The organism is Methylophaga sp. UBA2513 (assembly GCF_002341285.1).
Classification (GTDB): Bacteria; Pseudomonadota; Gammaproteobacteria; order Nitrosococcales; family Methylophagaceae; genus Methylophaga; species Methylophaga marina.
In genome coordinates, this window is sequence record NZ_DDNT01000004.1 from 1 (window position 1) to 26,883 (window position 26,883).

23 protein-coding genes and 1 pseudogene are annotated in these 26,883 nt (G+C 41.3%); 12 read left to right on the forward strand and 12 right to left on the reverse strand.

Translation table 11 applies throughout. The features are described 5' to 3' along the window. Nucleotides 1-21: 21 nt before the first annotated feature. From B3V56_RS00700 to B3V56_RS00725, 6 genes are all read right to left on the reverse strand, one after another. Entirely contained in the window at nucleotides 22-426 is a 405-nt protein-coding gene (locus tag B3V56_RS00700) for a hypothetical protein (RefSeq protein WP_289283436.1), read from the reverse strand. Between the two features lie 38 nt (nucleotides 427-464). After that, nucleotides 465-1,769, reverse strand: coding sequence for an McrC family protein (locus B3V56_RS00705; RefSeq protein WP_289283437.1), 1,305 nt, complete (start codon nucleotides 1,767-1,769; stop codon nucleotides 465-467). A 5-nt stretch (nucleotides 1,770-1,774) separates the two neighbouring features. After that, a complete protein-coding gene (locus B3V56_RS00710; RefSeq protein ID WP_289283857.1) occupies nucleotides 1,775-4,372 on the reverse strand; it encodes an AAA family ATPase in 2,598 nt (865 codons plus the stop codon). Between the two features lie 204 nt (nucleotides 4,373-4,576). After that, nucleotides 4,577-5,692 carry an HNH endonuclease gene (locus B3V56_RS00715; protein WP_289283858.1) on the reverse strand — a complete coding sequence of 372 codons (1,116 nt, stop codon included), beginning with the start codon at nucleotides 5,690-5,692 and terminating at the stop codon, nucleotides 4,577-4,579. Then, the gene (locus B3V56_RS00720; RefSeq protein WP_289283859.1) at nucleotides 5,689-6,396 is read right to left on the reverse strand and encodes an OmpA/MotB family protein; all 708 of its coding nucleotides are present in this window, start codon (nucleotides 6,394-6,396) and stop codon (nucleotides 5,689-5,691) included. The genes B3V56_RS00715 and B3V56_RS00720 overlap by 4 nt, the downstream gene beginning before the upstream one ends. Beyond that, nucleotides 6,396-8,060, reverse strand: a complete 1,665-nt coding sequence (locus B3V56_RS00725; protein ID WP_289283442.1) for a hypothetical protein — start codon at nucleotides 8,058-8,060, stop codon at nucleotides 6,396-6,398. Before B3V56_RS00725 ends, B3V56_RS00720 begins: the two co-directional genes overlap by 1 nt. A 251-nt stretch (nucleotides 8,061-8,311) precedes the next feature. Between B3V56_RS00725 and B3V56_RS00730 the strand changes: the two are divergent. From B3V56_RS00730 to B3V56_RS00745, 4 genes and pseudogenes are all read left to right on the forward strand, one after another. Then, nucleotides 8,312-8,878, forward strand: a pseudogene (locus B3V56_RS00730) (IS3 family transposase); the annotation flags it as partial. A 441-nt stretch (nucleotides 8,879-9,319) separates the two neighbouring features. Next, nucleotides 9,320-9,475, forward strand: coding sequence for a GrlR family regulatory protein (locus B3V56_RS00735; RefSeq protein WP_289283443.1), 156 nt, complete (start codon nucleotides 9,320-9,322; stop codon nucleotides 9,473-9,475). Nucleotides 9,476-9,668: 193 nt separating this feature from the next. Next, entirely contained in the window at nucleotides 9,669-10,274 is a 606-nt protein-coding gene (locus B3V56_RS00740) for a hypothetical protein (RefSeq protein WP_289283444.1), read from the forward strand. 128 nt (nucleotides 10,275-10,402) lie between these two features. Then, nucleotides 10,403-10,936 (forward strand): REP-associated tyrosine transposase, encoded by a 534-nt coding sequence (locus tag B3V56_RS00745; RefSeq protein WP_289283445.1) that lies wholly within the window; start codon nucleotides 10,403-10,405, stop codon nucleotides 10,934-10,936. A 186-nt stretch (nucleotides 10,937-11,122) separates the two neighbouring features. On the opposite strand, the gene B3V56_RS00750 is transcribed toward B3V56_RS00745, so the two are convergent. Further along, nucleotides 11,123-11,818, reverse strand: a complete 696-nt coding sequence (locus B3V56_RS00750) for a hypothetical protein (protein ID WP_289283446.1) — start codon at nucleotides 11,816-11,818, stop codon at nucleotides 11,123-11,125. Nucleotides 11,819-12,072: 254 nt separating this feature from the next. Here B3V56_RS00750 and B3V56_RS00755 point away from each other — a divergent pair, with 254 nt between their 5' ends. Continuing rightward, entirely contained in the window at nucleotides 12,073-12,522 is a 450-nt protein-coding gene (locus B3V56_RS00755; RefSeq protein ID WP_289283447.1) for a hypothetical protein, read from the forward strand. A 137-nt stretch (nucleotides 12,523-12,659) separates the two neighbouring features. Here B3V56_RS00755 and nfsA read toward each other — a convergent pair whose 3' ends face one another. Continuing rightward, nucleotides 12,660-13,391, reverse strand: coding sequence for an oxygen-insensitive NADPH nitroreductase (gene nfsA, locus B3V56_RS00760; protein WP_289283860.1), 732 nt, complete (start codon nucleotides 13,389-13,391; stop codon nucleotides 12,660-12,662). A 261-nt stretch (nucleotides 13,392-13,652) separates the two neighbouring features. Here nfsA and B3V56_RS00765 point away from each other — a divergent pair, with 261 nt between their 5' ends. Next, the gene (locus B3V56_RS00765) at nucleotides 13,653-14,957 is read left to right on the forward strand and encodes a GGDEF domain-containing protein (protein ID WP_289283449.1); all 1,305 of its coding nucleotides are present in this window, start codon (nucleotides 13,653-13,655) and stop codon (nucleotides 14,955-14,957) included. A gap of 65 nt (nucleotides 14,958-15,022) precedes the next feature. On the opposite strand, the gene B3V56_RS00770 is transcribed toward B3V56_RS00765, so the two are convergent. Further along, entirely contained in the window at nucleotides 15,023-15,217 is a 195-nt protein-coding gene (locus B3V56_RS00770; RefSeq protein WP_289283450.1) for a hypothetical protein, read from the reverse strand. 208 nt (nucleotides 15,218-15,425) lie between these two features. Between B3V56_RS00770 and B3V56_RS00775 the strand changes: the two genes are divergently transcribed. Beyond that, nucleotides 15,426-15,929 carry a YgjP-like metallopeptidase domain-containing protein gene (locus B3V56_RS00775; protein ID WP_289283451.1) on the forward strand — a complete coding sequence of 168 codons (504 nt, stop codon included), beginning with the start codon at nucleotides 15,426-15,428 and terminating at the stop codon, nucleotides 15,927-15,929. 396 nt (nucleotides 15,930-16,325) lie between these two features. Continuing rightward, complete coding sequence (locus tag B3V56_RS00780; RefSeq protein WP_289283861.1) at nucleotides 16,326-18,416, forward strand: putative bifunctional diguanylate cyclase/phosphodiesterase; 2,091 nt, start codon at nucleotides 16,326-16,328, stop codon at nucleotides 18,414-18,416. Between the two features lie 38 nt (nucleotides 18,417-18,454). On the opposite strand, the gene B3V56_RS00785 is transcribed toward B3V56_RS00780, so the two are convergent. Both B3V56_RS00785 and B3V56_RS00790 read right to left on the reverse strand, forming a co-directional pair. Then, nucleotides 18,455-19,639 (reverse strand): MFS transporter, encoded by a 1,185-nt coding sequence (locus tag B3V56_RS00785; protein WP_289283862.1) that lies wholly within the window; start codon nucleotides 19,637-19,639, stop codon nucleotides 18,455-18,457. A 162-nt stretch (nucleotides 19,640-19,801) separates the two neighbouring features. Beyond that, entirely contained in the window at nucleotides 19,802-21,301 is a 1,500-nt protein-coding gene (locus B3V56_RS00790) for an FAD-binding domain-containing protein (RefSeq protein WP_289283863.1), read from the reverse strand. Between the two features lie 135 nt (nucleotides 21,302-21,436). Here B3V56_RS00790 and B3V56_RS00795 point away from each other — a divergent pair, with 135 nt between their 5' ends. The 4 genes from B3V56_RS00795 to B3V56_RS00810 all read left to right on the forward strand — a co-directional run bounded on the left by B3V56_RS00795 (nucleotide 21,437) and on the right by B3V56_RS00810 (nucleotide 26,260). Next, entirely contained in the window at nucleotides 21,437-22,846 is a 1,410-nt protein-coding gene (locus B3V56_RS00795; protein WP_289282454.1) for a TonB-dependent receptor, read from the forward strand. A 507-nt stretch (nucleotides 22,847-23,353) separates the two neighbouring features. Continuing rightward, complete coding sequence (locus B3V56_RS00800; RefSeq protein ID WP_289283864.1) at nucleotides 23,354-25,528, forward strand: TonB-dependent receptor family protein; 2,175 nt, start codon at nucleotides 23,354-23,356, stop codon at nucleotides 25,526-25,528. Nucleotides 25,529-25,758: 230 nt separating this feature from the next. Continuing rightward, entirely contained in the window at nucleotides 25,759-25,965 is a 207-nt protein-coding gene (locus B3V56_RS00805) for a hypothetical protein (RefSeq protein ID WP_289282457.1), read from the forward strand. 73 nt (nucleotides 25,966-26,038) lie between these two features. Continuing rightward, nucleotides 26,039-26,260 carry a plasmid stabilization protein gene (locus B3V56_RS00810; RefSeq protein ID WP_286304756.1) on the forward strand — a complete coding sequence of 74 codons (222 nt, stop codon included), beginning with the start codon at nucleotides 26,039-26,041 and terminating at the stop codon, nucleotides 26,258-26,260. Nucleotides 26,261-26,302: 42 nt separating this feature from the next. Here B3V56_RS00810 and B3V56_RS00815 read toward each other — a convergent pair whose 3' ends face one another. After that, on the reverse strand, nucleotides 26,303-26,770 hold the full coding sequence (locus B3V56_RS00815; RefSeq protein WP_289281479.1) for a hypothetical protein: 468 nt from the start codon (nucleotides 26,768-26,770) through the stop codon (nucleotides 26,303-26,305). Between the last annotated feature and the right edge of the window lie 113 nt (nucleotides 26,771-26,883).

A 26,883-nucleotide genomic window follows, 5' to 3' on the forward strand; every position in this document is an offset into this window, starting at 1 on the left:
TTTGTAAATAATTCATTCACCTTATTTATCATCATGATCTAACCTTGCTTTTCTAGTTTCTCTGATGATGTGGTGGAATTTTTTTATTGAGTTTAGGAGTTTGAATTCTCTAGCTTTATCAAGTAAGTCCTGGTCAACTTCAAAGGTACTGCTCAACAGTTGGTCAGCACCTTTTCTCTCATTCAGTTCAAAGTGGACTGTGTCTAAAATCGGATCTTTAGTATTCGGTAGTGGTGTTTGCTTGGGTTTCTGGCCACTGTCTACTCGTGCCCAATAGCCAACAGGCGGTCTAGGAATATGATGCTTGATGCACTTCTTGGCTAATCCCTTATCGCTCAGATGAAACTCTTTCGCTAATTTGCTCATCGGCTTTGACCAAACAAGCTCATAGAGTTCAGTTCTGGTCATCTCAAGTCTTTCTGTCATATCAGTACCTCTTCAAAAGTCAGAAGTTCTAATGCAGATTACCCGCCCTCAAATTGTAGAGGTGGAAAGTATTCAGACCACTCCCCCTGGATTAATAAACCAGACTCTAAACAAAACGGAACAACCCATAATTTAAGATCATCTGAGTAATTAAATTGACCAACAGGCAAAGTAAAACCTGAATGCTTTGGATAGATAAGCATCATGTGGCCTTGTCCTAACTGGTAACGATAACCATAAGCAAGCATTTGATACATGTCTGCCTGGCTGACACCGTATTTATTCTCACTGGTATTCAAGCTCTCGTTAATCAGCTTCCACTTCGTATCCAGTACATGAGAGGTTTCGCTCCCCCACAAGAGAATATCTGGCTTTAATTGGAACCACCTAGTTGGCTCGGCTCTTCCCGATGGTTGATGACTGACAAGGTATTTTGACTTCGCCTGTTCTTGTAATCTTGCTGGGCTGCGAAGAGACTTTCTTAGGCATTGGACCACATACTTTTCGAACAACTGCTCCATAGGGAAAAGTAGCGAAATGCCTCTGTGATTGCCTTTCTGAAAAATAGGGTTCAATTTCTCCAAAACGAGCACGCACCATGGTTTGATGTCAGTGTATGCCTGCATTAATTTTGAATGAGTCCATGACTCTATGAAATGCAGTGGTTTGGTCAAGGACTCAATGTCTTCCAAATAGTGATTAAGCTCATTCGCTAGACGCCAGTTCTCGTTGTCCTTTGTGACTTTTAGTGAGTATTCTAGTGCCGTCTTGATGAGTTGGTTTTCTACTCTATTGGGTGAGAACACATCGTGACGAATATGGAATTGATGCGCCTTGTTAGCAGGCTGACGCTGTTGGCGAGCGACATCCAACTGACCGCGTAGGTAATAGCTTTCTTCTTCTACACGCTCATAATCAAATCTGAACCCGAGTTTGACGAGCTTCTTTAATTCACCCAAAAACTGAGCCAATATCCACTCATGAATCGGGCGGTCCGTTCTCATCAGATCCGCAGGTCCTATCTCACGACTAGGCAAGGCAAAGACTGAAAGTAGCATTCGTCTTAATAAAAGACGGTCCTTCTCTATATCTGAAGAACCTTGGCTAGTCTTTGGTAATACCTCTATTGACTCACCATTTGGAGTTTCTATGTAACCTACAAAACTGCCAAGCTTCAGAGTATCAGGAGTTTCATATTTCCAGACTTTCGCAGATTGTTCTGAACCTCTTAACTCCCTCGTTATCCAATTAAAGGTTGTCTCTGAGATCAGCCCCAGATCAATTGATGGTACATGCGAAATGCACTTAGTCAGCCTCGCATATTCTCTTACCTGCACAGGCATAAGGACTATTTAAAAATACCCAAGTAAGAGCGCGGGTTTGAGAAAGCTGATTTATTTATCAGATATCGTCGATCCTGAAGCGTATCAAGGACTTTGTCACTGAAAAGCTTACCAAGATCACTATCACCATTTTGTAGGATGATGAAACGTTCATCCTCGTTTTTATCTATGTCGTTAAGCACCCAACTGATTCTTTCCCAATCTGCAAAAAAGTACTCCTGAAGTAAGGGGATTATTTTCTTCTCAAAAATGTAAGCAAGCTTTTCTTCTTTCGAGGAGCCGTCGGATTCTCTTAATGGCCAAAAATAACTGTGTCCGATGAGGTGGTCTCTATCCAAAAGAACATCGATCCGATTATTGATTGTTCTAAGTAAATCGCCAACCTTGAAACCGTAAACTTCAACTTCATCCAGTAATTCTGGTGCTGGCATGAGCTCAACAAAAGAAAACCTTCTTCTCAAGGCGAGATCGATGTGAGCAAGCGATTTATCTGCAGTATTCATTGTTCCAAGCAAATACAGGTTGGAAGGAACAGAGAACCGCTCTTTTGAGTATGGAAGCAGAGAACTTCTGACATCTTCCCCATCCATGCGTTTATCGGCCTCAATGAGCGTAATTAGTTCGCCAAAAATCCTGGAAATATTGCCTCGATTAATCTCGTCAATGATCAAAACATAGTTTGGCTTTTTAGAATCATGGCGCTCAACAGCAATCTGATACCCCTGTTCATGAATGGCATTTAAAACACCATCCCAATTCATCCGGTCTAGGGCATAAACAGTTTTCTGAACAAGTCTGGTTCCTTGGTTTAGCTCTTTAATATCCAGCTCTATATCTTTCAGGAGCCAATTGACCGGTCTACAGTGAGCAAATTGAGTCTCTCCAGGATTGCTCTCTGCATCCTCATCAAAGAAATAATCACCTGTCACAACACCGACCGCTTGAATCGTTGATTTGTCTCTCAAGCAGAGGAGTATGTCACCAACCTCAATATCTTCAGAAAAGTTTCGAATCGTGTTTTTGTTCTGCTCAGAGAGCTTTTCCCAATAATCAATTTGCTCAGACGATCGCTGTTCTGTTTCTAATGAGAGATCTCCCGTATCATTCCAGCCGATTCTAGCCTCACCACTGTTGAGACAGGCTGTTCTGATTGCATGTTCATCTTTTTTCCCGATTGATATTTTCCAAATCTTTGGTGTTGCGGAGATGCCTAACTGCCTACCTGAATCAGTCGCCTTACTTGCTTTTTCTGCTATTCGTTTGAAAACACCATTTTCAATTTCATAACTAATATTTGAAGATTCTTCATCCGTTTTAGCTCTGATCCCTTCGATGAAATCCTCATAAGAAAAGCTTTGATGAAAGGTCGTAAAAGCGATTCTTCCCTGAAGGACCAATTCGTCATATTTCTCTTTGATCTCATCCCTGGGTGCTGGCCCTTTAACCATGCCATGATGCATCAATTGCTCATACCAATCCGGCTCAGCTAATTGAACGGCAAGCTCTGTGGTCGCATAAGTCTTACCCGTTCCAGGGGGACCATAGAGAATTTGATTCAATTCTGCAGGGAGATTTTCCTTAGTACTCGCTTCCATTGTTGTTTCCTTGGTGATTTTTTCTTCATACCAATCACAAAGCTGTTCTAATTGTTCCAGTGAAGTCACTGTCAGAAGATATGCATCATTGCCTATAGAGAGTGATGGTGCTCTTTGCTTGAGATGATGATTTCTGCTTTTCTCTGGCATGTAATGCTTTAACTCACCATCAAAAATAGACTTGCTGGGCATCTGGGAGAAAAATATCTTTGCACTTCTGGATGTTTTGGGGTCAAGCGCAAGCTCTTTCCCATTTTCCAGTTGTACTGCAAATATATGTTGAGTGGGTTTTGGGCTGTCAGGATACCGATCTATGAGGTGGCTGATCGCACTCGCCGCATTAAAAGGATTATTTCTGTTCTCCAGCCAGGCTTCCCTTGAAATCTCAGGAAATGATTTATCTGGAAATCTATCTCGAACTTTGTCCAAACACTCAATGTAGGATCCCCAGCTCTGATTAGGTTCTGGAATGGAGTTTTTCTCCAACCATGGTCGTGTCTGACTGTCTATTGGGAGATAGGTCTCAGGGTAGGCATAAAACAAACATTGGGTTAACTTTGCGAAGCCAGTATTGGGTACTGTTAGCGCTTGATCAAAACGATCGGCTCCAATATCCCTGGTTTTGGCTTTGAAAAAAACTTTCCAGAGAGTCTCCACCATATCTGGTGTTCTTGTTCTTTTATAAGGGAAGAGCCAGGCCCTTAATGCTTGTGCTGAAGGGACGCCATCAAAATCTTCTGGAGCTACAGCATCGAGATTCAATTCTTTAATTAAGGATTGAAAAATTATTAGACGCTTTTCTTCCCCTTGTTTCATCAGCATGGCGAAGAATGTGAATGGATCCATTTCCGATAATCTGGACTCTTGTTCAGAGTTGTCTCGGTCTATGAGTCCGTTTTTCACGCCAACAGACTCAAGAGTATCGATAAGATTTGATTGATGGTCTTGCTGCGTTTCCAACCATTCAGAAAGAGCACTGAAAGCTGGAATCCATGTAAATTTCGACACGTAAATCCTTATACATTTGATGAATCAGGCTGAAAGCTTACCAGAAACTTTTTCGCTCACCACATAATCAGGCCAATTTTTTACAACTGACTTTTCCCCTGAATCAGTATCATTTCTTTGATGAGATATGAACCCGAGTACGATAAAGCTTGGTGGACATTTATCGGAGAGAGAGGTGTGATTGATGCCTGTGAGTCGTTTACATTAAAGGTTCATTTCCTCAAAAGCTTCACCCAGAGTTTTAATATTCCAATTACGCTGCCGCAACTTGTCTTTATCCCGGTAGGTCATCACGACTCCCTCCATGGCAGAAGGCCAGGCTAATTCCAACAGAACTACTTCACTTCCCAGTTCCACACGGTATCCGACCTCCGGTAATTGTTTTCCTTTTTTTTGGTAGAACATGAGCAGTCCATGCAGTGAAGAATCTGACATATCGAGGACTGTTGACCAAGTCAGTTCATCTAGTAGGCCTTGCTCTTTTCTAAGTAAGGTTATAGTTTGCATATCACTTTGCTTAATAAACATTTGCTCATGGAGTGGCTGTTTACGATGACAGTCAATGCAAAGTGCTTGCAGGTTTTGTTCTTTGTTATTGTGCTTGTTTCCATCCATATGGTGCGTATGCAACAGCTTTTTGTGTGAATTTAAGTCCAGGCTGCAACACTCGCAAATGAATGATTTTTGTTTTCTGTAGGCTTCAGAAACGTCTTTCCAATCTTTGGTATAACCAGTTTTGTTGTTATTTGAAAATTTCTTGGGCAAGTGAGGAAAGACCGTGCTGTAGGTCGAAAAAAAATCATCAATCGTAAAATTTGAAAAGATTTTCCATTTGCTTGAACTGTTACGGTAATTTTCGTAATTGAGAAAGGCCAGACAGTTTTTACAAACTTCTAGCTCTACCTCATCATCAACGTCTTTGCCTGTTATTTGTTCGGTACCAAAGACTCTAAACAACCCTGAGAGATTATTCGTGACGCTGTATCTGTCAAACCGATTTTTTTGTCTCATTGACTTGAGCGTTTTGCAGTCAGCCACATGAAACTTCCTGCCTTTAGATGGATCCTCAATAACTTCACTTATCCTGAAGCTTTGATCAGGTATGAAAAGTAAGACTTGCCGTCCTTCTACACTCAATATTCCCTGAGAGGTATCAAGCTCATCGAGTGTAATTGATTTACCTTCGTTAGAGCTCAACTCCTTATCGATATCAAACTCTATGTCATCAGTTTGTGGGTTTAGGTGAAACTCATTTACGATCTCAGCACCCATTGCACTCACAACTTTCCATAGATGGGATAGGTCTACATCGAGTTTCACGCATCCACTTCCAATATCTGCTTGATACGAATATCAGCGTTAGTTATGACTCTGAAAGTGACCCTTCGTGATTTATCTTCATTCTCCACACCGTTTTCATAAATGGCTCTGGATGAGGAAAGACCAACTGCGGCGATGTTCTGTTTAATCCAGGGCTTGTATTTATCCTCCAATTCGGTGAGGTTGTATACATAATCGAGAACTGAGCGAGTACGACCTTGTGATAGTTCCATATTCAAGAAGTAAGCTTCGTTATTACTGACAGCGTTATTCCAGATACTACTTGTATGACCTTCAATCCTCACTTCATTGATCGATTCAGAAAATTTATCCAAAGTCTCCATATACCTTGGGAAAAAATCACTCAGGATGTATTTGTATTCTTCTTTCAAAGCAATTTCGCCGTTCTCAAACAACACATCCGGTGATTTGAAAGTGAACGTAATTGTTTCCTTATCAATTTCTGCATTCCATTTATCTATGTCATTATCAAACTCCCCCATCAAGGCGTCGTATATTGCAACTTGTGTGTCCTGATAGGCGACCGCTACTTTTTTTATTTTGTCTCTCTCAATGAATGCATTCCTCATTAATGAAATAGCTATGAACAGAAATACAATCATCAGCCCAGCCATCAAATCTGATACTGACAGCCAGTGAGAATCTTCAGTGTGGGATGAATCGTTGTGTCCACTCGAAAACATTAGTATTTACCATTGTTGGCTACGACACTTTGCATTTGTCCCACTAACTGTTGGTAATCGTTAGTGAACTGTCCGCTAATACTTGTAAGAGCCCTCCCCATCTCCTGCATGACACGGTTAACTTCTTCCTGCATAGTTCTGTCAATCATACTCACCTGTTTCTCAACTGATTCCCCAGTATCGTTGAGAGACTTTTGTATTGTCTCAGATAGACCATTCAACATCTTTTGCGCCTCTGATGCATGATGGCTTGTGGTGTTTCTGATGGACTCATCAAGTCTGTTCTGAATATCTTCAATCTGGTCACGAAATGCTTGTGATGTTTTGTTTGTCTCGTCAATCACACTCTTACCAGCAGATTCAATTTGAGTGGTAATGGCTTTTGAGCCCTCTGATATATCTGATATGAGAACTCTTAACTCTGAACTAAGATCCCGAATAGAATCTTCCATGAGCTCTTTTGTATCAGAGCTGTTTTTACTGATGTAGTCTGAAGATGTCTGCAGTGACTCATTGACGCGTTGACTGTTATCTACGAACACTTGAGCACCATCATTTATGGCTTTTTGTAATTCTGCACTGCTCTCAGTTAATCCCTTGGATAACTCACCAGTTGCATCATTGACTCCCTTCAAGGTGAGGTCAATCTGATCACGGATCTGAGGTACAGCATCAACAGCTCTATCACGTATGTCTTTGAATGCCTCCAAATGCCTAGATAACTCCTCAACTTGGGTCTGATTAGTTTTAATAATCGTATCCAGATGTTTCATGTTCGACGGAATATTCTCGGTATGAGTCTCTATGCTGGCGACGGATGTCTGAGTAGCAGTGATTGCTTTAACACCATTGTCGTATTGCTCGCGCATGTCTTGGAGTTGGGCTTTATAGTTTTCTTGCCACTCAACTAATTCATGCACAGCCTGGTTTAACTGTTTGAAATTCTCACCAAACTGCTCAACAAGATTATTGTTAAAGTCTGTAATAACTTCTTTTAATGCACTTATAACTTGCTCTGTGGCAGATTTAGACATCATATCTGCAAAGTCTTGAAGCTTGATCCAAAGCTTACTCTCGAACTCAGAAAAAGCCTCGGACTGCTTTTCTACATGTGTGTCTATATTTTCTAAATTCTTGAGAGCAGCTTTACTATTGTCGTTGATGTCAGAACGCATAAGCTTTAGCTGTCCAATAACACTACTCTCACTCTCCTCACCAATTGTGCGGGATAGGCTATCAAGGGATTGCCCCTGAGCTTCTATAGCAGCGAGTACTTCAGCAGGACTGACACTATCAGAGCTTCTTTTCGTACTTTTTTGAAACGCCATTATTATTGGAACAGCGACGCCTCTATAAATTAAAGACCAAGTAATTCCCCAAAGACTAGTGATGAATGCGGTTTTCATACCGGCCAATAGTTTTTCGATGCTGCCATCGATATTGGCTATTTCAAATCCCATCAGACCAATGACTATCCCGACGAACGTACCGAGAATACCCATACTCGTAAGTAGTGTAGGAACGAAGCTTGTATAGTTACGGAGTCTCTTAAATACCAGTGCGACAACAGCAACAATAAAAGCTGCGAGGATGGCATAGAGAAAAAATGAGGTTACTCCTGCAATTTCTAGGGAACGCAGGAAATTTTCTAAGTGTGATGACATTAGCCATTCCTTGATGAACTGTTACTCAGTTACCTGAATGGCTAGCTATCCTGTCTTTGCAGAGCGCCATCCTAGCAATTAAAAATGTTAACTCTATCGCAATAGTGACTGTGACACAATTTCAGCCACTTTCCTCATTGCTTACTTTTAATGATTGAATAGTCACCGATTTGCTAGACACCTTTCAGCCATTCAAAATGGCAATCAGAGGGGTGCAAATGAGCAACAAACGTTATCCCTGAGAATTTAAAATCGAAGCCGTCCGTCAAATCACAGACCGAGGTTACTCAGTAGCTGATGTATCACGTCGACTTGGCGTCACGGCGCATAGCCTTTACGCCTGGCTCAAGAAGTAAGGTCCGGAAGCACCACATTTTCAGCAACAAGCGGATGCCGATGCTGATATAAAACGCATCCAAAAAGAACTGAAACGCGTTACAGAAGAGCGAGACATCCTAAAAAAAGCCGTTGTAGATTCAACCTGTCAACGCAACACGTTTTTCAAACGATTCCAGCGTATTTGGCCGGTCAGGAAATTGTGTCGGTTGCTGGATGTTCACCCCAGTGGTTTTTATTCCTGGCTCAAAACACCCAAATCAAGCCGGGCGATAGCTGACCAGCGGTTATTAGGGCTTATTAAACAGTTCTGGCTAGAGTCTGGTGCGGTGTATGGCTATCGAAAGATTTACAGCGACCTACTCGAATATGGTGAGCATTGTGGTCCGAACCGCGTGTTGCGTCTGATGAAACAGGCAGGCATCAAAGCGCAAGTTGGGTACAGAAAACCTCGCTCATCAAAAGGTGACCTGCCCCCTGTCTTTAATCGAATCTCAGCTTAGTAATGCCCGTGGTTTGTGAATTATTTTTCTCGAGTCGATTGGCCGCAGCAAACTCCAATGGCGTTTGATAGCCAAGGGAAGAATGCGGTTGGTTTTCATAATCTCTCCCAGAGAGTACTTAGAATGGATAGAAATATCTCTACAGTGGTATATCAGACTCGATTTTTTTCCTAACGGTTGAAATAAACATTTTTCTTCAAATATATCGGCACGTTATCCAACATCAACTTTTCTGAAACTCTCAACGATTAATCTCATTTTTTATGAAATTCGATGTAATATTTATGAATCGAAAGTGACGTAACCCTTTGATTTATATATTTCTCAACGCTGTCATTATCTCAACTTATCTGAGATCCAACGAAAAAAGCCGACTTTTATGTCGGCTTTTTGTTTTAGTGGTTGCTAATGGAGTCTGACATGATAGAAGCTTTGTACGGAGTTGAGTTTGAATCAAACATGAATGATGCTGGGTATGGAGTTGTAGTACTAGAAACTGAACGTATTCTTGGCGGAGATTCTTCATTTGTTTTTGTAGGTAATTATAAGCTCGAAAACGGAATAATTAAGAATTAAGGCCGAAGTCAAATGTACTAATGATAGAAAAATACTCCAATCTATATTCGGTGATATTGACGAATTTACGTTAAGCTTATCGGGAAAACCTCAACGTAACGAGTTCATTCTTCAGGGATATATGATTGAAAATCCAGCAATGAAAATTGGAATCAAACTAACTCGAAGAGCAGAGCTCCCTTAAGCTTTTCATATGGAATGGGAGCTATTTACCAAACTTATCATAGCGATGGCTGCTATTTTTACCGCAGGCAAGGTTTTATTTGATGTTTTTCTTGTGGAAAGAACAAACTACAGGGAAGAGTATAAATTTGCTAAAGAGTTTATAGATGAGACAAGTAAAGAAAATCTCCATCCATATACTCTAGGCAAGGGCTATCAGGCAATTGCGGGAACAACCACAGTAAAAGCAAATGAAATAGAGTATATTTTATCTCTCGAAAATCCTATCCAATGCATCAATGATTTTGTTTTATCCAAGCAACTTTTTGAAAGATCGGATACAGATGATGATTTTAAGCTTATATTTAAAGACAAATATAAATCTGACCTCTCGAGAGATTGGAGAAAGAAGATGTACTTATTTCTATATTTTATCTTGGCATTTGGAGCGTTATCACCCTGGATAATTTCATCGGCACTTGAATTAGAAATTTCAAAAATTATTTCTTTATTGACTTTTACTGTGCCTGTACTTGGTTTATATGCATGGATGTCACTGCGAGCATATAGCAAGCTCCTTCGAGGTGAGCATATTTTTAATATCCAACAACATTCTTCAGCCCGTAGGTTGGGTTGAAGAATGAAACCCAACAAACACGCCTCAAATATCTAAACAACTCTCATATCATCAAAATGTTGGGTTTCGTTATCACTCAACCCAACCTACAATAATGGTTACTTTTTGTTTCACATGGATGGTGAACAATGCAATATCGACGCAGCTTTGTGGACGGTGGTACCTTTTTCTTTACGGTCACTTTATTGGAACGCTATAAAACGTTATTAACGGATAATATCGTTCTGTTAAAACAATCTTTCCAATACGTCAAACAAGCTCATCCATTTAACATCGATGCCATTGTTATCTTGCCCGATCATTTACATACCATTTGGACTTTGCCTGAAACTGATGCTGATTTTGCAATGCGTTGGCGATTGATTAAATCGACATTTTCGAGAGGCTTGCCCAAGGATGAGCATATCAACAAAACCCGGCACTCGAAAAATGAACGCGGTATCTGGCAACGTCGATATTGGGAACACTTAATTCGTGACGAAAAAGATTATATAAATCATGTTAACTATATTCATTACAATCCGGTTAAACATGGTTATGTCAATCAAGCCATCGATTGGCCTTATTCCAGCATTCATAAATTTGTTCGTGATGGAATAATTGATAGAAACTGGGGATATGATGAGAGTGTTGATATGAAAACATTTGGTGAGAGAAATTGAGTTTTATACCCTCCTTAGACATGTTGGGTGTCGTTATCACTCTACCCAACCTACAAACAAACATTGATATCTTTCGTAGGTTTGGTTGAAGCATAAAACCCAACAAATGCCCCCTCAAATAACAACAAATTACTTAAATCATAACTTGTTGGGTTTCGCTATAGCTCTACCCAACCTACAAGTACGTTATTTATCTTTTCTAATTAGATAACTATCTAATAAAGGCCAGATTTCTACTTTGTTGTTATATAGAGCGACTTTCTTATCATTGGCTGAGATAAGAATGCCTTTTGCAATCACTAGATTATTTTTACTGGTATCGAGCAAATAAGTGCAGCGGCCAACTTTTTCTTCACTCTGGCAACCTGATTCTACAAATATTTTCATTTGTTTTTCGGCATCTTGCTGGCCTCGTTGATAAGAAAATCCCACCAAAACTAATACGATTGAAACAATAAAGATGGGATAGGCTAACCACGAAAAAAGTTCATTAATCATCCCTCCTAATTGACTCCACTGCCACCGAGTGATGGTTAATATTTTTCTACCTTGATTTTCCTTGCTCAATTCTTCAAAGAACCAATCTTTACCATTTTCTTTAGCATGTCTTGCAAACAAAATTGCTGCTACACCACTAACCACTAGAAACACAAAGAAACCAAGAAAATAAGGCCATTTAGAGAGTAACCACCCTGCACCTAAAACACCGATGTACCAACTTTCTACCAAGACATCAGACATGTCTTTATCTATGAGTTCGTGACTTAATCCAAATGCAAAAATATGACCAATATGATAACTAAAGCCAGACAACAAAATACATGGCACAACTAGCGCTACCGCTGTTGCAGCTAACTTTAATAATCCCTCAATCTTTTCCATACATATCCCTGTTAAGCTCCACACACTTTTATATATTTGCTAGAAAGCCAAGCATAATAAATACAAGATAGGTTTGTATATTTAAAAGTGCACAAATCAAAGAGCGTGGCTTGGGTAGAAGCATGAACCCCAAAGAGCCTATCGAGGTAACGTCACTTGATCGAAGGTATGAGTTTTTCCCTGATTACTGCACGCATCTCAAAATAGCTGAATTAGATAGTATGCTAAACGCTTTTTAATAGCGGACTCCACATATGAAATGGCTACCTTCCCTTCTGGTAAGCATCCTATCTTCATTTCTCATCACCCAACAAGCACAGGCAGATACCGCGTTACGTTTAAACAATCCTTGTGAAGTGGCTATTGGCTATCTACTAGAGCCTGAAGCGGTTAATGAAGCTGAACTTCGTTCGGTTGTGTCAGCAGCTTTTCAGTCTTTACCTGTGACATTAGCTGAGCGTGATGATGCGAGATTAATTGTTCGGGTTGAGGAGCATGCTGGTCGTTTCCTGCTCTATGCAGACTTTCATCGACATGTGTTTTTTCCTGTTGATGACTCCATACAGAGTACATGGGGCTATGTATGGGGACGTTACGCCAAAAATATTATCAACGTCCGTGACATCAATGATGATTTAGCCTTTTTTATGCAAGAGTTTTTGCATCATTACCAACGGGCAAATAATCTCGACCACTGCTCTTGAACTCAATGAACAAAATTCAAGCATTGAAATAGCGAGACCAAAACCAACTTGAATTGTTCAATAATAGTATCGATATGAAAAACCATTACTGGAACTCTATGTTGGCAGGACTTTCACTCAGATGACTTTCCAAATATTTACTTAAACTTCAAGCCCTTTTTCTCAAGAAACGCTCTCATATGTGGACGCATTGGCTTGCTCATCATCGTGGCTATTTGATGTGTCCAGGTTTCATCACGCGAACCACTGGATCGGTTTTGATAGTAGGTTTTGCACGTTTCATTGTACTGTCCAAGTTCTAATTCATCTTCTTGATAAGACTCTTCTTTCAAAACGACATCGACAGGTAGCCTAGGCTTTTGCTCAGGCGCTGCAGCCGGATGACCAAGACACATGCCAAACACTGGATAAACTTGCTCAGGAAGATTAAGCAGCTCAGACACTTTTTCAGGGTTATTACGAATACCGCCAATAAAAACACCGCCAAGGCCAAGCGATTCTGCAGCTATCATCGCATTTTGTGCAGCTAGACTCACATCTACTGTAGCGATTATGAACTGCTCGGTATAACCGGAGACCATTTCCATATTCTCATAAGCACAGGCAGCCTGGTTGCGTTTGAGATCAGCACAAAACACTAAAAATACCGGGCTGGTTTTCACCCAACTTTGTGATCCGGCTAGCTCTGCCATCTGCTGACGTGTTTGTGGATTTCTGACTCTTATAACCGTGTATGCCTGAACAAAGTTAGATGTGGCTGACCAGCCAGCTGCATCGATAATCTCACGTACCACTTCATCACTGACGGGGTCCGATGTGAACTGCCGAATTGAGCGATGATTTTTTAGCAATTTAATTGTGTCATTCATGAAACAGGTATCCACTAATAATGAGAGTCTTAATTAAAGGTGTGGGATTACTCTATTATTTTCAACTAAGAGACAGAGTAAATAGACTAAATGCTCTCATAAGGATACAGGGGGAGAACAATAGCCAGAAAAGTAATGCATTTTCATGTGTAATTAATCACTATCTCACACAAGCCAGACTTCTGACTTATGTGTATTTGTGAATGTGCGATAATAACGCTGAAAAATTCAACAGCTTACAAACGGTAAATTTCACCCTCTATGACCGCAGATTACAGTCACCTTACCCATATCAAGAGTATAGATGAGCTTCATCTTTACGAACTGATTCCTACTGTGGTTTGGATTTTTGATCTTGATAGACATGGCTGGTGGTGGGGAAATGACGCGGCACTGACTTTTTGGGGATTGAGCACCGTTGATGAGCTGGTCCATAAAGATTTATCGGGTGATACCCAGGGTGCACGAGATAGAATTCATCAAACCTTTGAATTAGCCGCGAAAAATGGTCTGAGTATTGACCCGTGGACGACCTATCCTAACGGTAAAGCTAAAACACTGTATATGTTGCATAAAGCTGTTTTAATCGGCCCTGAACGACATCGCGCCATTATCGCCTATGTGAATGAACAGGTTGAGCTCGGGGAAACACCTGAAAACTTGCTACTCGTTGAAGCGATGCGATATACAACGGTATTGGTAAGCACGTTTACTTTTGCTGGTGACATCGTTATCGAAAACCCAGCTGCAACAGAAGCCTATAAACACATCATTCCACAACAACTTGATAGTGATAAAAATGCGTTCACTGCCCGCTTTGAACATCTAGAAGAAGGCATTGAGCGACTAAAAGATGCCACTGAAAAGCGGGTTGGACGGTGGACGCATATGATGAAGACTAGTGAAGGCTTACGTCAGCATACGCTGGATATACGCATCACACGCCACCCATTAACGGCAGAGTTTTTAATGTTGGTCACGGAATATGATGTGAGTGAGCTGCATCAAGCCTTGGACGCTGCAAATCAAGCTCAAATTGAATTAAAAAAACAGGCACATTTCGATGCTATTACTGGCCTGCCTTCACTGCATTATTTACAACAACATGCCACGGACTATTTAGCTAAAGCTAAGCGTCAGCAACAACAAATTGCCGTAATGTTCTTAGACTTGGATGGCTTTAAATCGGTCAATGATACTTGGGGACACAATGCAGGTGATCAGGTACTGAGGAATGTGGCACATCGCTTTAGCGGTTTATTACGCCAGGCGGATCAGTTAGCACGTATTGGTGGTGATGAGTTTGTTATTATGATTGATGATCTCAAGGATCGTAGTGATGTGGAAACTGTGGCTCAAAAACTGATTGATGGGTTAAAGCTCCCCATCGACTTCACTTCCTCAGACAATGAAACCAGACAAGTCAGCATAGGTGTCAGTATCGGCATTGCTTTTTTTCCTGAGCATGGCACAACTCTGGATAATCTCCTCAAAGTCGCTGACAGTGCAATGTATGATGTCAAACGTCAGGGTAAAAATAATTTCTCTCTAGCGAAACCAACCTAAGGCAAGTTTGTTTTGATAACTCCCCTGTCCGTCTGACCACTGGCTCACCATAACAAAAGCTCTCCTTATTTCTTTTTGTGTTTCTTTGCTGACTGGACGACCGTGTAAATCTGATACAGCACATAAGGAAGCAACCCTAATATCAACGCTTCTACGCCGCTTAGTTTTTCACCTGCCAGAATCAGCACGATGATGAGTAATAGCCCAACAACACCAAGCTTGAGAAACTTGATGGATTCTTTCGCAAACACCTTCCGCATTTTGCTTCCTTTTTCCAATAGAAATGAAGTACCTGACGACACAATTATTTAGTAAAACACAATGTTCCTTTATGGCTTTTCAGCATGCAATAGTCAAGGAATAAGACATAACAGTCTGGCATTATTTGGGTGACAGTCCCTCACTTCATTCGCATTTGTTTTACAATTCACTTCACCTCATCAACCAATTGAAACAAATCGTATCATTATGTCGGCCCTAAAATATTTATCAGGCTACCCTGCCCCTGTTCTAGATCAAATCAGTGCCGCCATTTCAGCGAAAACACTCGGTCAATATCTGCTTGGCAAATACCCTGATACACACAACATCAAAACCAATAAGTCTTTGTATGACTATGTTATAGATATGAAGAATCGACACTTGCGTCAGTCTAGTCCGCTCAGCAAAGTGCTTTACGATGACAAGTTGGATGTACTTCATAATGCTCTGGGTTTACATAGTTATGTATCACGTGTTCAGGGCAGTAAATTAAAAGCGAAAAATGAGATGCGTATCGGCTCGGTATTTAAGACGGCACCCGAGGCATTTTTAAATATGATTGTGGTGCACGAGCTGGCTCATTTAAAAGAGAAAGACCACAACAAATCCTTTTATAAACTTTGCACCCACATACAACCTGACTATCATCAGCTTGAGTTCGATGTGCGGGTCTACCTTACCCATTTAGAGATATTTGGCGATCTATATTAGTGTTTTATAATTCTCTAATAAAGTGGTTTAATACTCAGACATGACTCAACAACTCCTCCCATCTGAATAAGTGAAAGACTAAGAAACATTTAGATTCTTCACTTTCAGTAAAGATTGTAAATATTACAAAAAGGTCATGATTTTTAGTTGACAACCTCAATAAACATATGGTTATTTAACCATATATTTATTATGTGTATTAATAACATACTCGTATTTTCGAATACGATTTTTTGAGGTTTAAAAACCGTGCCAGCGAATGTTCAAACCGGACAAGATAAAAAGAAGTTATCAATAAAAGTCCACGTATACCTCTTATCAGAAAACACGTCCTATTTCGTTCTCCCAGTGAAAGCATCGAGGTCATTTTCTAGCAGCCTGAACGAGTTTTAGTCAATGACCTCAACGATATCAACCGCCTCTTCAAAGGTAGATTTGAGTGTGCTTTATCTGGGCAAAGATAAGCCTTTGGAGCATAAAATTCGTCGTTATCTTGGTTCTCGTATCAACCTTTATCTGGCTGCAGAGGATTATGAAACTGCCATAGCGTTATATAAACAGCATGCCATCGACACTATCGTTGCCGATACCGCTTTTCTCAGAGGTATGCCGAACTGCGCGATACATCAGTTTCGACACTTCAATGACAACGTCAATATCATTTTACTGAATGAGAATCATGACATCATATCTTCGCCATTCGAGTTACCTTGTTTAGCCCAGCAACAATGTCCACTGAAACCCGTCAGTTTTGACAAGCTCTCAGACTTAGTCATGGCTGGCCAGAAGGAGTCTGATGAAAATAATATCGTTAATATTACTTCATCCGCTTTTTTTCATAGCTCAGTGGCTATGACAATCAGTAGTCATGACAATAAAATTATTGCTGTGAATCATGCCTTCACACAAATTACAGGCTTTCAGGAACACGAAATTTTGGGTAAAAACCCACGAATTCTCAGTTCAGGTAAACACGATAAACAATTCTATGAAGACATGTGGGCTGCACTTTCACACGACAAGAAATGGAATGGTGAGATTTGGAATAAACGCAAAAATGGTGAGTTGTTTCTGGAATGGATAACTATCAATGCCATTACTAACAGTGCTGGTGATATCACACATTACTGCTCAATCTTCGCCGATATTACCGAACGCAAAGCGGCAGAAGAAGCCATTTGTAGATTGACATATAACGATCCGCTAACAGAGCTGCCCAATCGTCGTGCGTTTATGGAACGCCTTGAAGAACATCTATCACACTCCAAAGCTGACCAGTCATTATTCGCTATTTTGTTTCTGGATCTTGATAACTTTAAAGATATCAACGATACCTTAGGACATGATATTGGTGATGCCGTCATCAAAGAAACCGCATTACGTTTGAAAACCTGTATTCGTGAGGATGATCTCATCGCTCGCTTAGGTGGCGATGAGTTTACGGTTTGTCTGACAAACCTGAATACGGCTGATGACGCCAGCACTGTTTCTCAAAAACTATTAGATGCCATGACATCCCCTTTCATCTTAGAAGAAGAAAGACTCTATTTCTCGTTTAGTATTGGTATTGCCTTATTTCCTGAGCACGGTGAATCAACTCAAGAATTACTCAAGCATGCTGACCAGGCTATGTATCATGCAAAATTTTCTGGTCGTAATAAATTCTCCTTTTTTGATCTTTCCATGGAGCAAAACGCGCTCACAAAAACAGAGATAGTAAAACATCTTCGAAACTCAATAGGATCTGAGCAGTTCTCTATACATTATCAACCGATTGTTAACCTTAAGACCGGCTTTATAGATAAAGCTGAGTCTTTATTACGCTGGACACACCCAGAACTAGGTAATATCACGCCTGATGAATTTATCCCGATAGCCGAAGATATCGGTCTGATATGCGAATTAGGTAGCTGGGTATTTCGACAAAGTGCCTCTCAAGTAAAAGCTTGGCAGGAAAAATATATCGATAGCTTTCAAGTCAGCATCAATATTTCGCCAAAACAATTTCAAAATGAATCTTGTGATCTAGAAGAGTGGACAGATTTCTTATCACAACAAGCACTTAGCAATACCGCCATTTCCCTGGAAATTACGGAAGGCGTGATGATGAATGAAGGACCGATGACTGAACAGCGCCTCAACATGCTAAAACATGCAGGCATTGAAATTTCTCTGGATGATTTTGGGACCGGATATTCTTCACTAGCTTATTTGAAAAAGCTGAATGTAGATTACCTAAAAATTGATCGGACGTTTATTCAGAATATCCACCTCAACCTTGATGATCAAGCTATGTGTGAGGCCATTGTCGTGATGGCACACAAACTCAATATCAGAGTCATTGCTGAAGGCGTTGAAAACGAAGCACAGTTAAACTTCCTAAAATCGATTGGCTGCGATTACGCGCAAGGCTATTGGTTTTCTAAACCCGTACCGAACAAAGATTTCGAGCTGTTACTAGAGAAAGATGGCGCCTCTATTCACTAAGGTTATCAAAGTAGGAGGCTTAATTACTGCTGGAGTAATTAGTTTGTGCGTGTTTCCACATGTAGAGCCAGTTTAAATACAGCAAGCCCTGACAAACTTAAAAACAGTCCAACCCAAACAGGTGCCACCCAGCCCATTTGTTGGCTAATCACAAATCCACCTAAAAAAGCGCCTAATGCATTGGCGACATTAAATGCTGAATGATTCAATGACGCAGCTAATGCTTGAGACTCTCCTGCTACGTCAATTAAACGGATCTGTAATACCCCTGCTAAGCCTGTCACCGTGAAACCAATCAAAAACAAGGCGGCAATCGCTGAATATAGCTGCGCCATACTCAGGCCAGCAATAATAAATGCGATAGAAGAACTGACCAGCACGGCGACAATCGTTTTATTCAAATGTTTATCCGCTAGCCAGCCAGCGACTAACCCACCAATGACCATACCTGTACCAAACACAGCTAGCGCTATAGGCACGACTTTGATACTAGCCCCCGTATATTCGGTCAGTATGGGTGATGCATAGCTGTAGACAGAAAACATTCCCCCAAAACCAATTGCACCTATCGCTAAGGTCAGCCACATATTGATGTTCTTAAATCCAGCGAGCTCACCACGAAAACTCGCTGTGGGGTGTGCATCAATACGTGGTACAAAAAAGCTGATAGCTAATATGGTTGCCAACGCAATCATCGCCGAAAACTCAAAACCCGCGCGCCAGCCAAAGGATTGGCCAAGCCAGGTGGCGAAAGGTACACCAATGACATTGGCAATGGTTAGCCCCATCATCACTTGTGCAATAGCTGTCGCCCGGCGATGCTGACCCGCTAAATCGGCAGCCACCAGTGATGCAATGCCAAAATAAGCGCCATGCGGTAAGCCTGCTATGAAACGACTAAGCAGCATTGATGTTGGAGTATCAGCTAATGCCGTTAATCCATTAGCCAAACCATAAAACACCATCAAGCCTAGCAACAATGTTTTTCGCGGTAACTTCGCCCCTAAAATAGCTAATGCTGGTGCGCCAATCGTTACGCCTAATGCGTATGCTGTGATGAAATGTCCGGCAGAAGGAATAGATACCTTCAGATCAGCAGCGATTTCCTGAATAAGGCCCATCGCCACAAATTCAGTGGTACCTATACAAAAGCCACCGATAGCCAAGGCGAAAATAACCCATGCTAGTGAATAAGATCGTGCTGAAGTGTCTGAAGAAGTCATCTGCTCAATTAGCTTGTCCGGAAAGGCGCGCAATGTAACACAAACTGGGTTAAACCAATATTAAGATGACTGAGCACTTAAGCTCTGATAAGCGCATGATGTCGCGAGTAGAAATGGATGACATCTATTTTGTAAGTGCGTATAACGCCAACTTGGCTTCATCTATAGAGGAAGTTCGCCTTGTTGCCAGGATGGTGTTTTCTGTTTCTTTTTATGAGAGGTACGTTTTCGACTGGCGTGTTTTTTTACAATGACCTCAGCCTGTTGCCTGTGTTGGGACTGTTTTCTTAAGGCATAAATCTTTGCAGCAGCAGATTGCCTGGCAGCTTTTTCCTCCACGATAGGCTCTGGATACCCATTCATCAATGACGGACGCGTCCACGGTTGATGAATAAAAGGGGCAGGCATATCAGCCAACTCAGGTATCCATTGCCTGATAAAGTCCCCTTCTGGATCTTGTTCGATACCTTGTTTAATGGGGTTATATATACGGATACTGTTAATACCTGTTGTGCCTGACTGCATCTGTACCTGAGGGTAATGTATACCTGGTTCGTAATCCGTAAATAATCTCGCCAGATATAACGCAGGTTGTCGCCAATCTAACCAGAGATGATAACTGGCAAAACTCATTAACATGGCTCGCATCCGAAAATTTATCCAACCCGTAGCGATTAATGCGCGCATACAAGCATCGATCATAGGAAAGCCAGTCCGCCCATTTCGCCATGCCTCAAAATAAGTCTGGTTGAGATCAGGTGTACGCAAGCCATCATATATCGTATGCATATTCTCAAACTCTATACGCGGTTCATCTTCCAGTTTTTGCATAAAATGACAATGCCAACGAAGACGCGCTGAGAATGAACGCATAGCTTGTCGCCACTGAACTTTTGCCGGAATATCACTCTGTTTAATGCTGGCAATACGATTCTCTGTAGCTTGGTAAACCTCTCGCATCGATAAGCAGCCAAATGCCAGGTAAGGTGAGAGTCGAGAGCAACTATCTACTGCTGTCAGCGGTGAGGACATTTCCTTTGTATACCCCTGCCCACGCTGATGTAAAAACGTATCTAAAAGACGAAGTCCTTGTTCCCTACCACCTTTCTGTCTTTGGCTACATCCATCATCACTCAAGCCAAGCTTATCCGGACTAGGTAGGTAGTCATTTTTTTCACTAGGTCCGCTGAGTTTATCTGGGCACACATAGCATGCTTGATTCATATGCTGATACCAGCGTCTGGCCCAACCATCACGATCTTTAAGTCGTCTAATCACACCATGCTGGCGCGGTTGATGCCAATTAACCTGGTGATGGTCAGCCCAGCTTTGAACTGCTATATCTCGCTTATAAGTCCAACCATTCCAGGTTTCCTGGTGTGACCATACATCAGTGATGGCATATTGCTGACGTAATGATTCAAAAACGTTTACCGCTTCGCCGACCCGAACGATGAGTGGGCATCCTCTTGCTGTTAATACCTGATTGAGTTCGTACAAACATTCTTTTAGAAACAGGTATTGTCTGCGAGACATATCACCTTGTTGCCAAAGCTCTGGTTCAAACACATAAACAGGCAGAATAGGACCTTGCTCAGCTGCCAGGGTCAATGCTCCATGATCTTGAATACGTAAATCGCGTTTAAACCAAACAATATTCATCGAATAGTGACTTATTAATAACCAGTTTAAGCTTGAATACTTTCACTAAATATGTGAAAAATAAGTTAAGTCATGCTGTTTCTCGTTTTTGAACACGACATACGTCATCCACTTGTCACCTCATAAAGGTCAATTATGGAAAACAAAATCCTCTCCCCTGGAGCCAAAGCACTCGAAGTCAATCTTGATAACATTCGCTACGGTTCCTTTGCAGAAATTGGTGCGGGTCAGGAAGTCGTGCGTTGGTTCTTTCGAGTCGGTGGTGCAGCCGGCACCATCGCAAAAAGTATCTCAGCCTATGATATGAAAGTGAGTGATGATATCTACGGCAAAGCACCACGCTATGTTTGCCGTGAACGCCTTGAAGATATGCTCAAACTGGAATATGACCTGAATATCGAACGATTAAACGAACAGCGAGGCGAGACAACGGCCTTTTTTGCGTTTGCTGATACGGTCTCTGCACGTAACTATCACGGCACAAATGAATGTCATGGCTGGCTGGGAATTCGTTTTCAGACTGAACCTCATGCCGCCCCAAGCGAAATCATTATTCATGTTCGCATGCTTGATAATGAAAACTCGCTGCAGCAAGAAGCTCTGGGCATAATTGGTGTCAACCTTGTCTATGGCGCCTTCCACTACAGCCACAGCCCAGATTTACTGGTTAAGTCACTTCTCGATAATTTAACAACCGATCGAATTGAAGTCGACATGGTCGATTTGCACGGCGATGCCTTTTTACATGTTGATAACCGTGTTATTAGCTTACGGTTGGTGCAGTTAGGCTTAAGTGATGCAGCTATGTTTTCTGCCGATGGAAAAGTATTACAGCCCTCAGAACATCTTCGTAAGAAAAATGTATTGGTTGAACGTGGACGTTTCAGACCAGTGACTCATGTGAACATTGATATGCTCAATGCTGCCAGAAAGCAGTTTGATGCAGACAATCAAGCCTCACCGGCAGACACCATCTCCATTATGGAGATTACTATGCATAATTTGCGTAGTGGCAATGACAGTATTGATCTGGAAGATTTTATTAGTCGTGCCGATGTGCTTGAGGCAACAGGTCATACCGTGATGATTTCTGATTATCCAGAATACTATCGTCTTGTTTCTTATCTCTCACGTTACACGGATCGTCGTATTGGCTTAACCATGGGCGCATCCAGTCTGGTCGAATTATTTAATGATGAATATTACAGCAGCCTGCAAGGCGGTATTCTGGAAGCCTTTGGCCGCTTACTTAAACATAACGTGAGACTGTATATCTACCCTTACAAAGATACAAATACCAATACCTTATACAAGGTTGATAATCTTAATATTGATCCCAAGCAATCCTATCTCTATGAATATTTGAAACAAGGTGAACACGTTCAACAACTCGAAGAATTTAATGAGGCGTATTTGCCCATATTTTCTCCAGACGTGTTGAAAATGATTACTGACAATCAAGATGGTTGGGAAACATTAGTGCCTGATGTGGTCGCTGAGAAAATAAAAAAACAACATCTTTTTGGCTATAAAACGTCGTCATAATAATGAGTTGGTTTAGCCAATATTTTTATCTATATAGCCAGTGTTGAGTTCCCATAGAGAATAATGATGCGTTCATCTTGCATCCAATAAGCAGCGTGTTTAAGTTCTTTTTCACCTGTTTATTCACTGCAATGAACGCATTCACTATACGGAATACAGTCGCTAGCCCCTCTTTTATTTTTTATCTTATATTCATTCACTACGTTGTTGTGAATTAACAACACTTATCAAATCTTTACATTAATTAACATAACGGTTGAAATTAACCACATGACTGGATGTGTATAACCATCTTAAGTTATTCGTAAATTCATACTATCAGCGTGCTCGCACGTTTTATCAATCACAAAAATGTTGCAGTGGTTATTTTTAACCACTCGTTCACTTACTCAGTATGAAAACAGCTAAGCTTAAAGAATATCCATCCCAGCCCTGAAGGGAGTAACTCCTATAACAATCACGTTAATTCCATCGCTATAGTCCTCTTTCCACATGTAGGAGAGAGAGATGGAATTAAGAAGAAAACTGAGTAAAAGTGCGATGTTATCATCGCTCATCATGGCCTCATTGAGTGCTCATGCTGAGGAAGAAAGAGACGCTGTTGAAGTAGACAAAATGACCGTCACCGGAATTCTTCCGGATAAATTGGAAGCCGTTCCCGGTTCATTCGATATTATCGATGAGGATTACTTAGATACGCGTCGTCCAATTTCTAACATAGAAAGGTTACGTACAGTGCCCGGTATCAATATCGTACCCGATGGCAGCATGGGCTTTGATACCAATATTGGTATCAGGGGACAGAACCCACGTCGAAGTGCCAAAGCCATGATTATGGAAGACGGTATTCATCTACAACTGGCTCCTTATGGCGATCCTGTTGTCCATTACACACCACCATCAACGGCATTAAGTCGTATCGAAGTCATCAAAGGCGCCGGTCAGATTTTATATGGCCCACAAACATTAGGCGGCGCGGTAAACTTCGTGACTAAACCTGTTCCTCGAAGTGGCAAGGTCGAGGGTACTATCACCTCCGCTTTCGGTAATCAGAATTATCGTTTACTGGATGGTGCCATAGGCTATGGTAACGAGTTAGGCGGATTCACTTTTGGCTTTACCCAGAACAAAGGTGATGGTGTCTATGATCACAGTGAATTTGATGTCAAAGATTACCGATTCAAAGGTGAGCTCGACATTACCGAACGTCAGACATTAGGCTTGAAATTAGTTCACACGCGTGACAGACGTAATTCTACAGAGGCCTATTTAACACCCTATGAATATGATCGTGATCCTTACTCGCATCCCTCTATTCAAAATGATGAATGGGAACAAGATCGTGACGTCGTACAGTTACAACATATTTTCCGTGTTAACGATAAATTCAAATTAACCTCACAGGCTTACTACACCGACACATTCCGTAATGGTCTACGCAGTACAGAAGAGAATGAAGGCGATCCGGATAGTAACGGTAATATCGTGTCGTTATTCAGAAACTGCCCGGGACAAGGTGACGAAGAAGGAGTCTCAGCTACTGATGTCAATGCCAGCTTATGTGCAGGTCGACATGCACCTCGTCAATATTACACACGTGGTGTAGAAACACGTGGTGACATCTCTTATAGTTTGTTTGACTTAGAACACGACACCATATTTGGTGTTCGCTATCATGAAGAGAACATACACCGTCAGGAGATCCTGTCGAAGAGTGTTGCTGAGCGTGAGAGTTATAAATTAGCACTGGCAAACAATCCGGGCGATGTGGAAGAAGCAAAAATTAAAACGCACGCTTTATCCTATTATTTGCAAAATACGACGTATGTAGGGAACTGGTCATTCACACCAGGTTTTCGCGTAGAAGATGTTCGTACCAGCGAAGAATTCTATGAAGGCGGTGTCCAGAATAACCGTGAAGCGTTGTCATACACTGAGTTTTTACCGAGTTTTGGCGTTGCATGGAATGGGATTACAGGTACCACAGTCTTTGCTGGAGTACATAAAGGCATCGCACCAGCTCGGGCTGATAGGGAGTTTACTGAAGACGGCGGTCGTGCTGAACCTGAAGAAAGCACCTTATATGAAGTTGGTTTCAGAAGCCGTTACTTCAAAGGTATCAATGTTGAAGCCACATTGTTCCACAATGATATTCAAAATACCTTAGTGGACTTTGGTGATACATTCGATAATAGTGGTGATAGTGAACAAACCGGTATCGAACTCTCAGGCCGTATCAACTTTGGTGATATTTTCGACTGGACAAATAATATCTATCTATCAGGTGCTTATACTAACTTATGGACAGCTGAATACAAAGATGGACCTGATCCGTCAATCAACGGTAACAGAATGCAGTATGCACCTGAACATATGTTAAATATGGATCTGGGATATGAACATCAAAGTGGTGTGAATGCCAGAATTGGTGTCCAGCATGTGAGTAAACAATTTGTTGATGATGGTAATACTCGTAACGAAGATGTCAGTGGACTGCAAGGCACTATCCCAGGATTCACTATCTGGAATGCGGGTGTGAATTACGCCGTGCCGAACTCAGGTATTACCGTCTTTGCTATTGTTGAAAACTTATTCGACAAAGAGTATCTGGTCAGTCGAAATGAAGGTAAATTAGTTGGTCGTGAACGCTTGTTCTTTGGTGGTATCACCTACGACTTCTAATAAAATGGGAATAAAACAATGGACTGTTTTTTCATTTAGTAAAAGCCCGTTTTTTAAAGCGGGCTTTTTTTTTGACTGAACATCAGCCTTCATACACATCCACTGGTTTCACCTGGTTAACCATTTATATCGAGCAAACATGACAGATATCGGTGATAAATTTGTATCTGTCAGCATGAATGTTAACGTAATCGATATACAACACTTTTTGGGTGACACAGGCTATGACCATGCAGCAAAAACACTCGACTTATTCCCCTGAACACAAAGAAGACAATGACAGTGAACAACTGCACCAACAACGCGACTTGATATTAACGCATGAGGAAGCGCTGGCAGGTAGTCCTGATGAAAGTGCAGCCTGTGGCGAGGAAGATATTGGTGCTGGTCTTGAATTTTTAGTGGCAAAACACGACCATCCTGACTCTGATAAATAACCGAGCAGAAACTATCGTTTACCCCCACTGTCACCTCTTGTGAACATGTTTCTATTTTTAATGGAGTGAAATCATGGCGCAAGGTAGTAAAGAAAAATATACAGATAAACAAAAACGTAAAGCTCAGCACATAGAAGAAAGTTATAAAGAACAAGGAGTCTCAGAAGAGGAAGCTGAAAGTATAGCCTGGGCAACCGTCAATAAAGAGTCTGGTGGTGGTAACAAATCTGGTTCGGGACGTGGCAAAAAAGATAACCACAGTGCCAGTCGAAATGGTGGTAAGAAAAGTCACTGACTCTCAAAAAAAGTCAGTGACTTTTTTTGCTTAATTACTAGCTCATTGTGACTCTGTTTTTTCAGTGAGCGTGGATTTCAGAATAATCACAGCCCCTTTACCAAAACCGTAGCTGGTCATCAGCAGACTGGAATACAAATAAAAGGTAAACACCCCTGCCCCAGTCACATCAGGATTGAAGGTATCATGTAAAGGGTCGAGTACCGGAAACAGTGCATACATTAAAAATAGGCTGGAGTTAGTAAACGCACCCACCACCATTGACCAGCGTACATGCCATGGTAGAGCTACCTTGGCCGCATAAAAGCCTAAAATCAAGGCACTCATAATCAGAAAATCGAGATGTGCTTGTAACACCCGCTTAGGTGATCCGGGAATCAAGGTTTGTAAAAAACCCAGCTGGTTATATAACCCCACCAGACACCAGGCTAACAATAAAGCCATCAATATCCATAAACATGCCCCCCGAAGCATAACAATATTTGTGGATGACGCTGACGTATTTTGCATATCTCTCTCCTGCATTTATTGTATTTTTCCTATGTTATTATCCAGTTATACAAAAAGACGTCTTGTTTGAAACGGCGCAATAACTTGACCGAGAAGGTGATGGTCAATAAAAG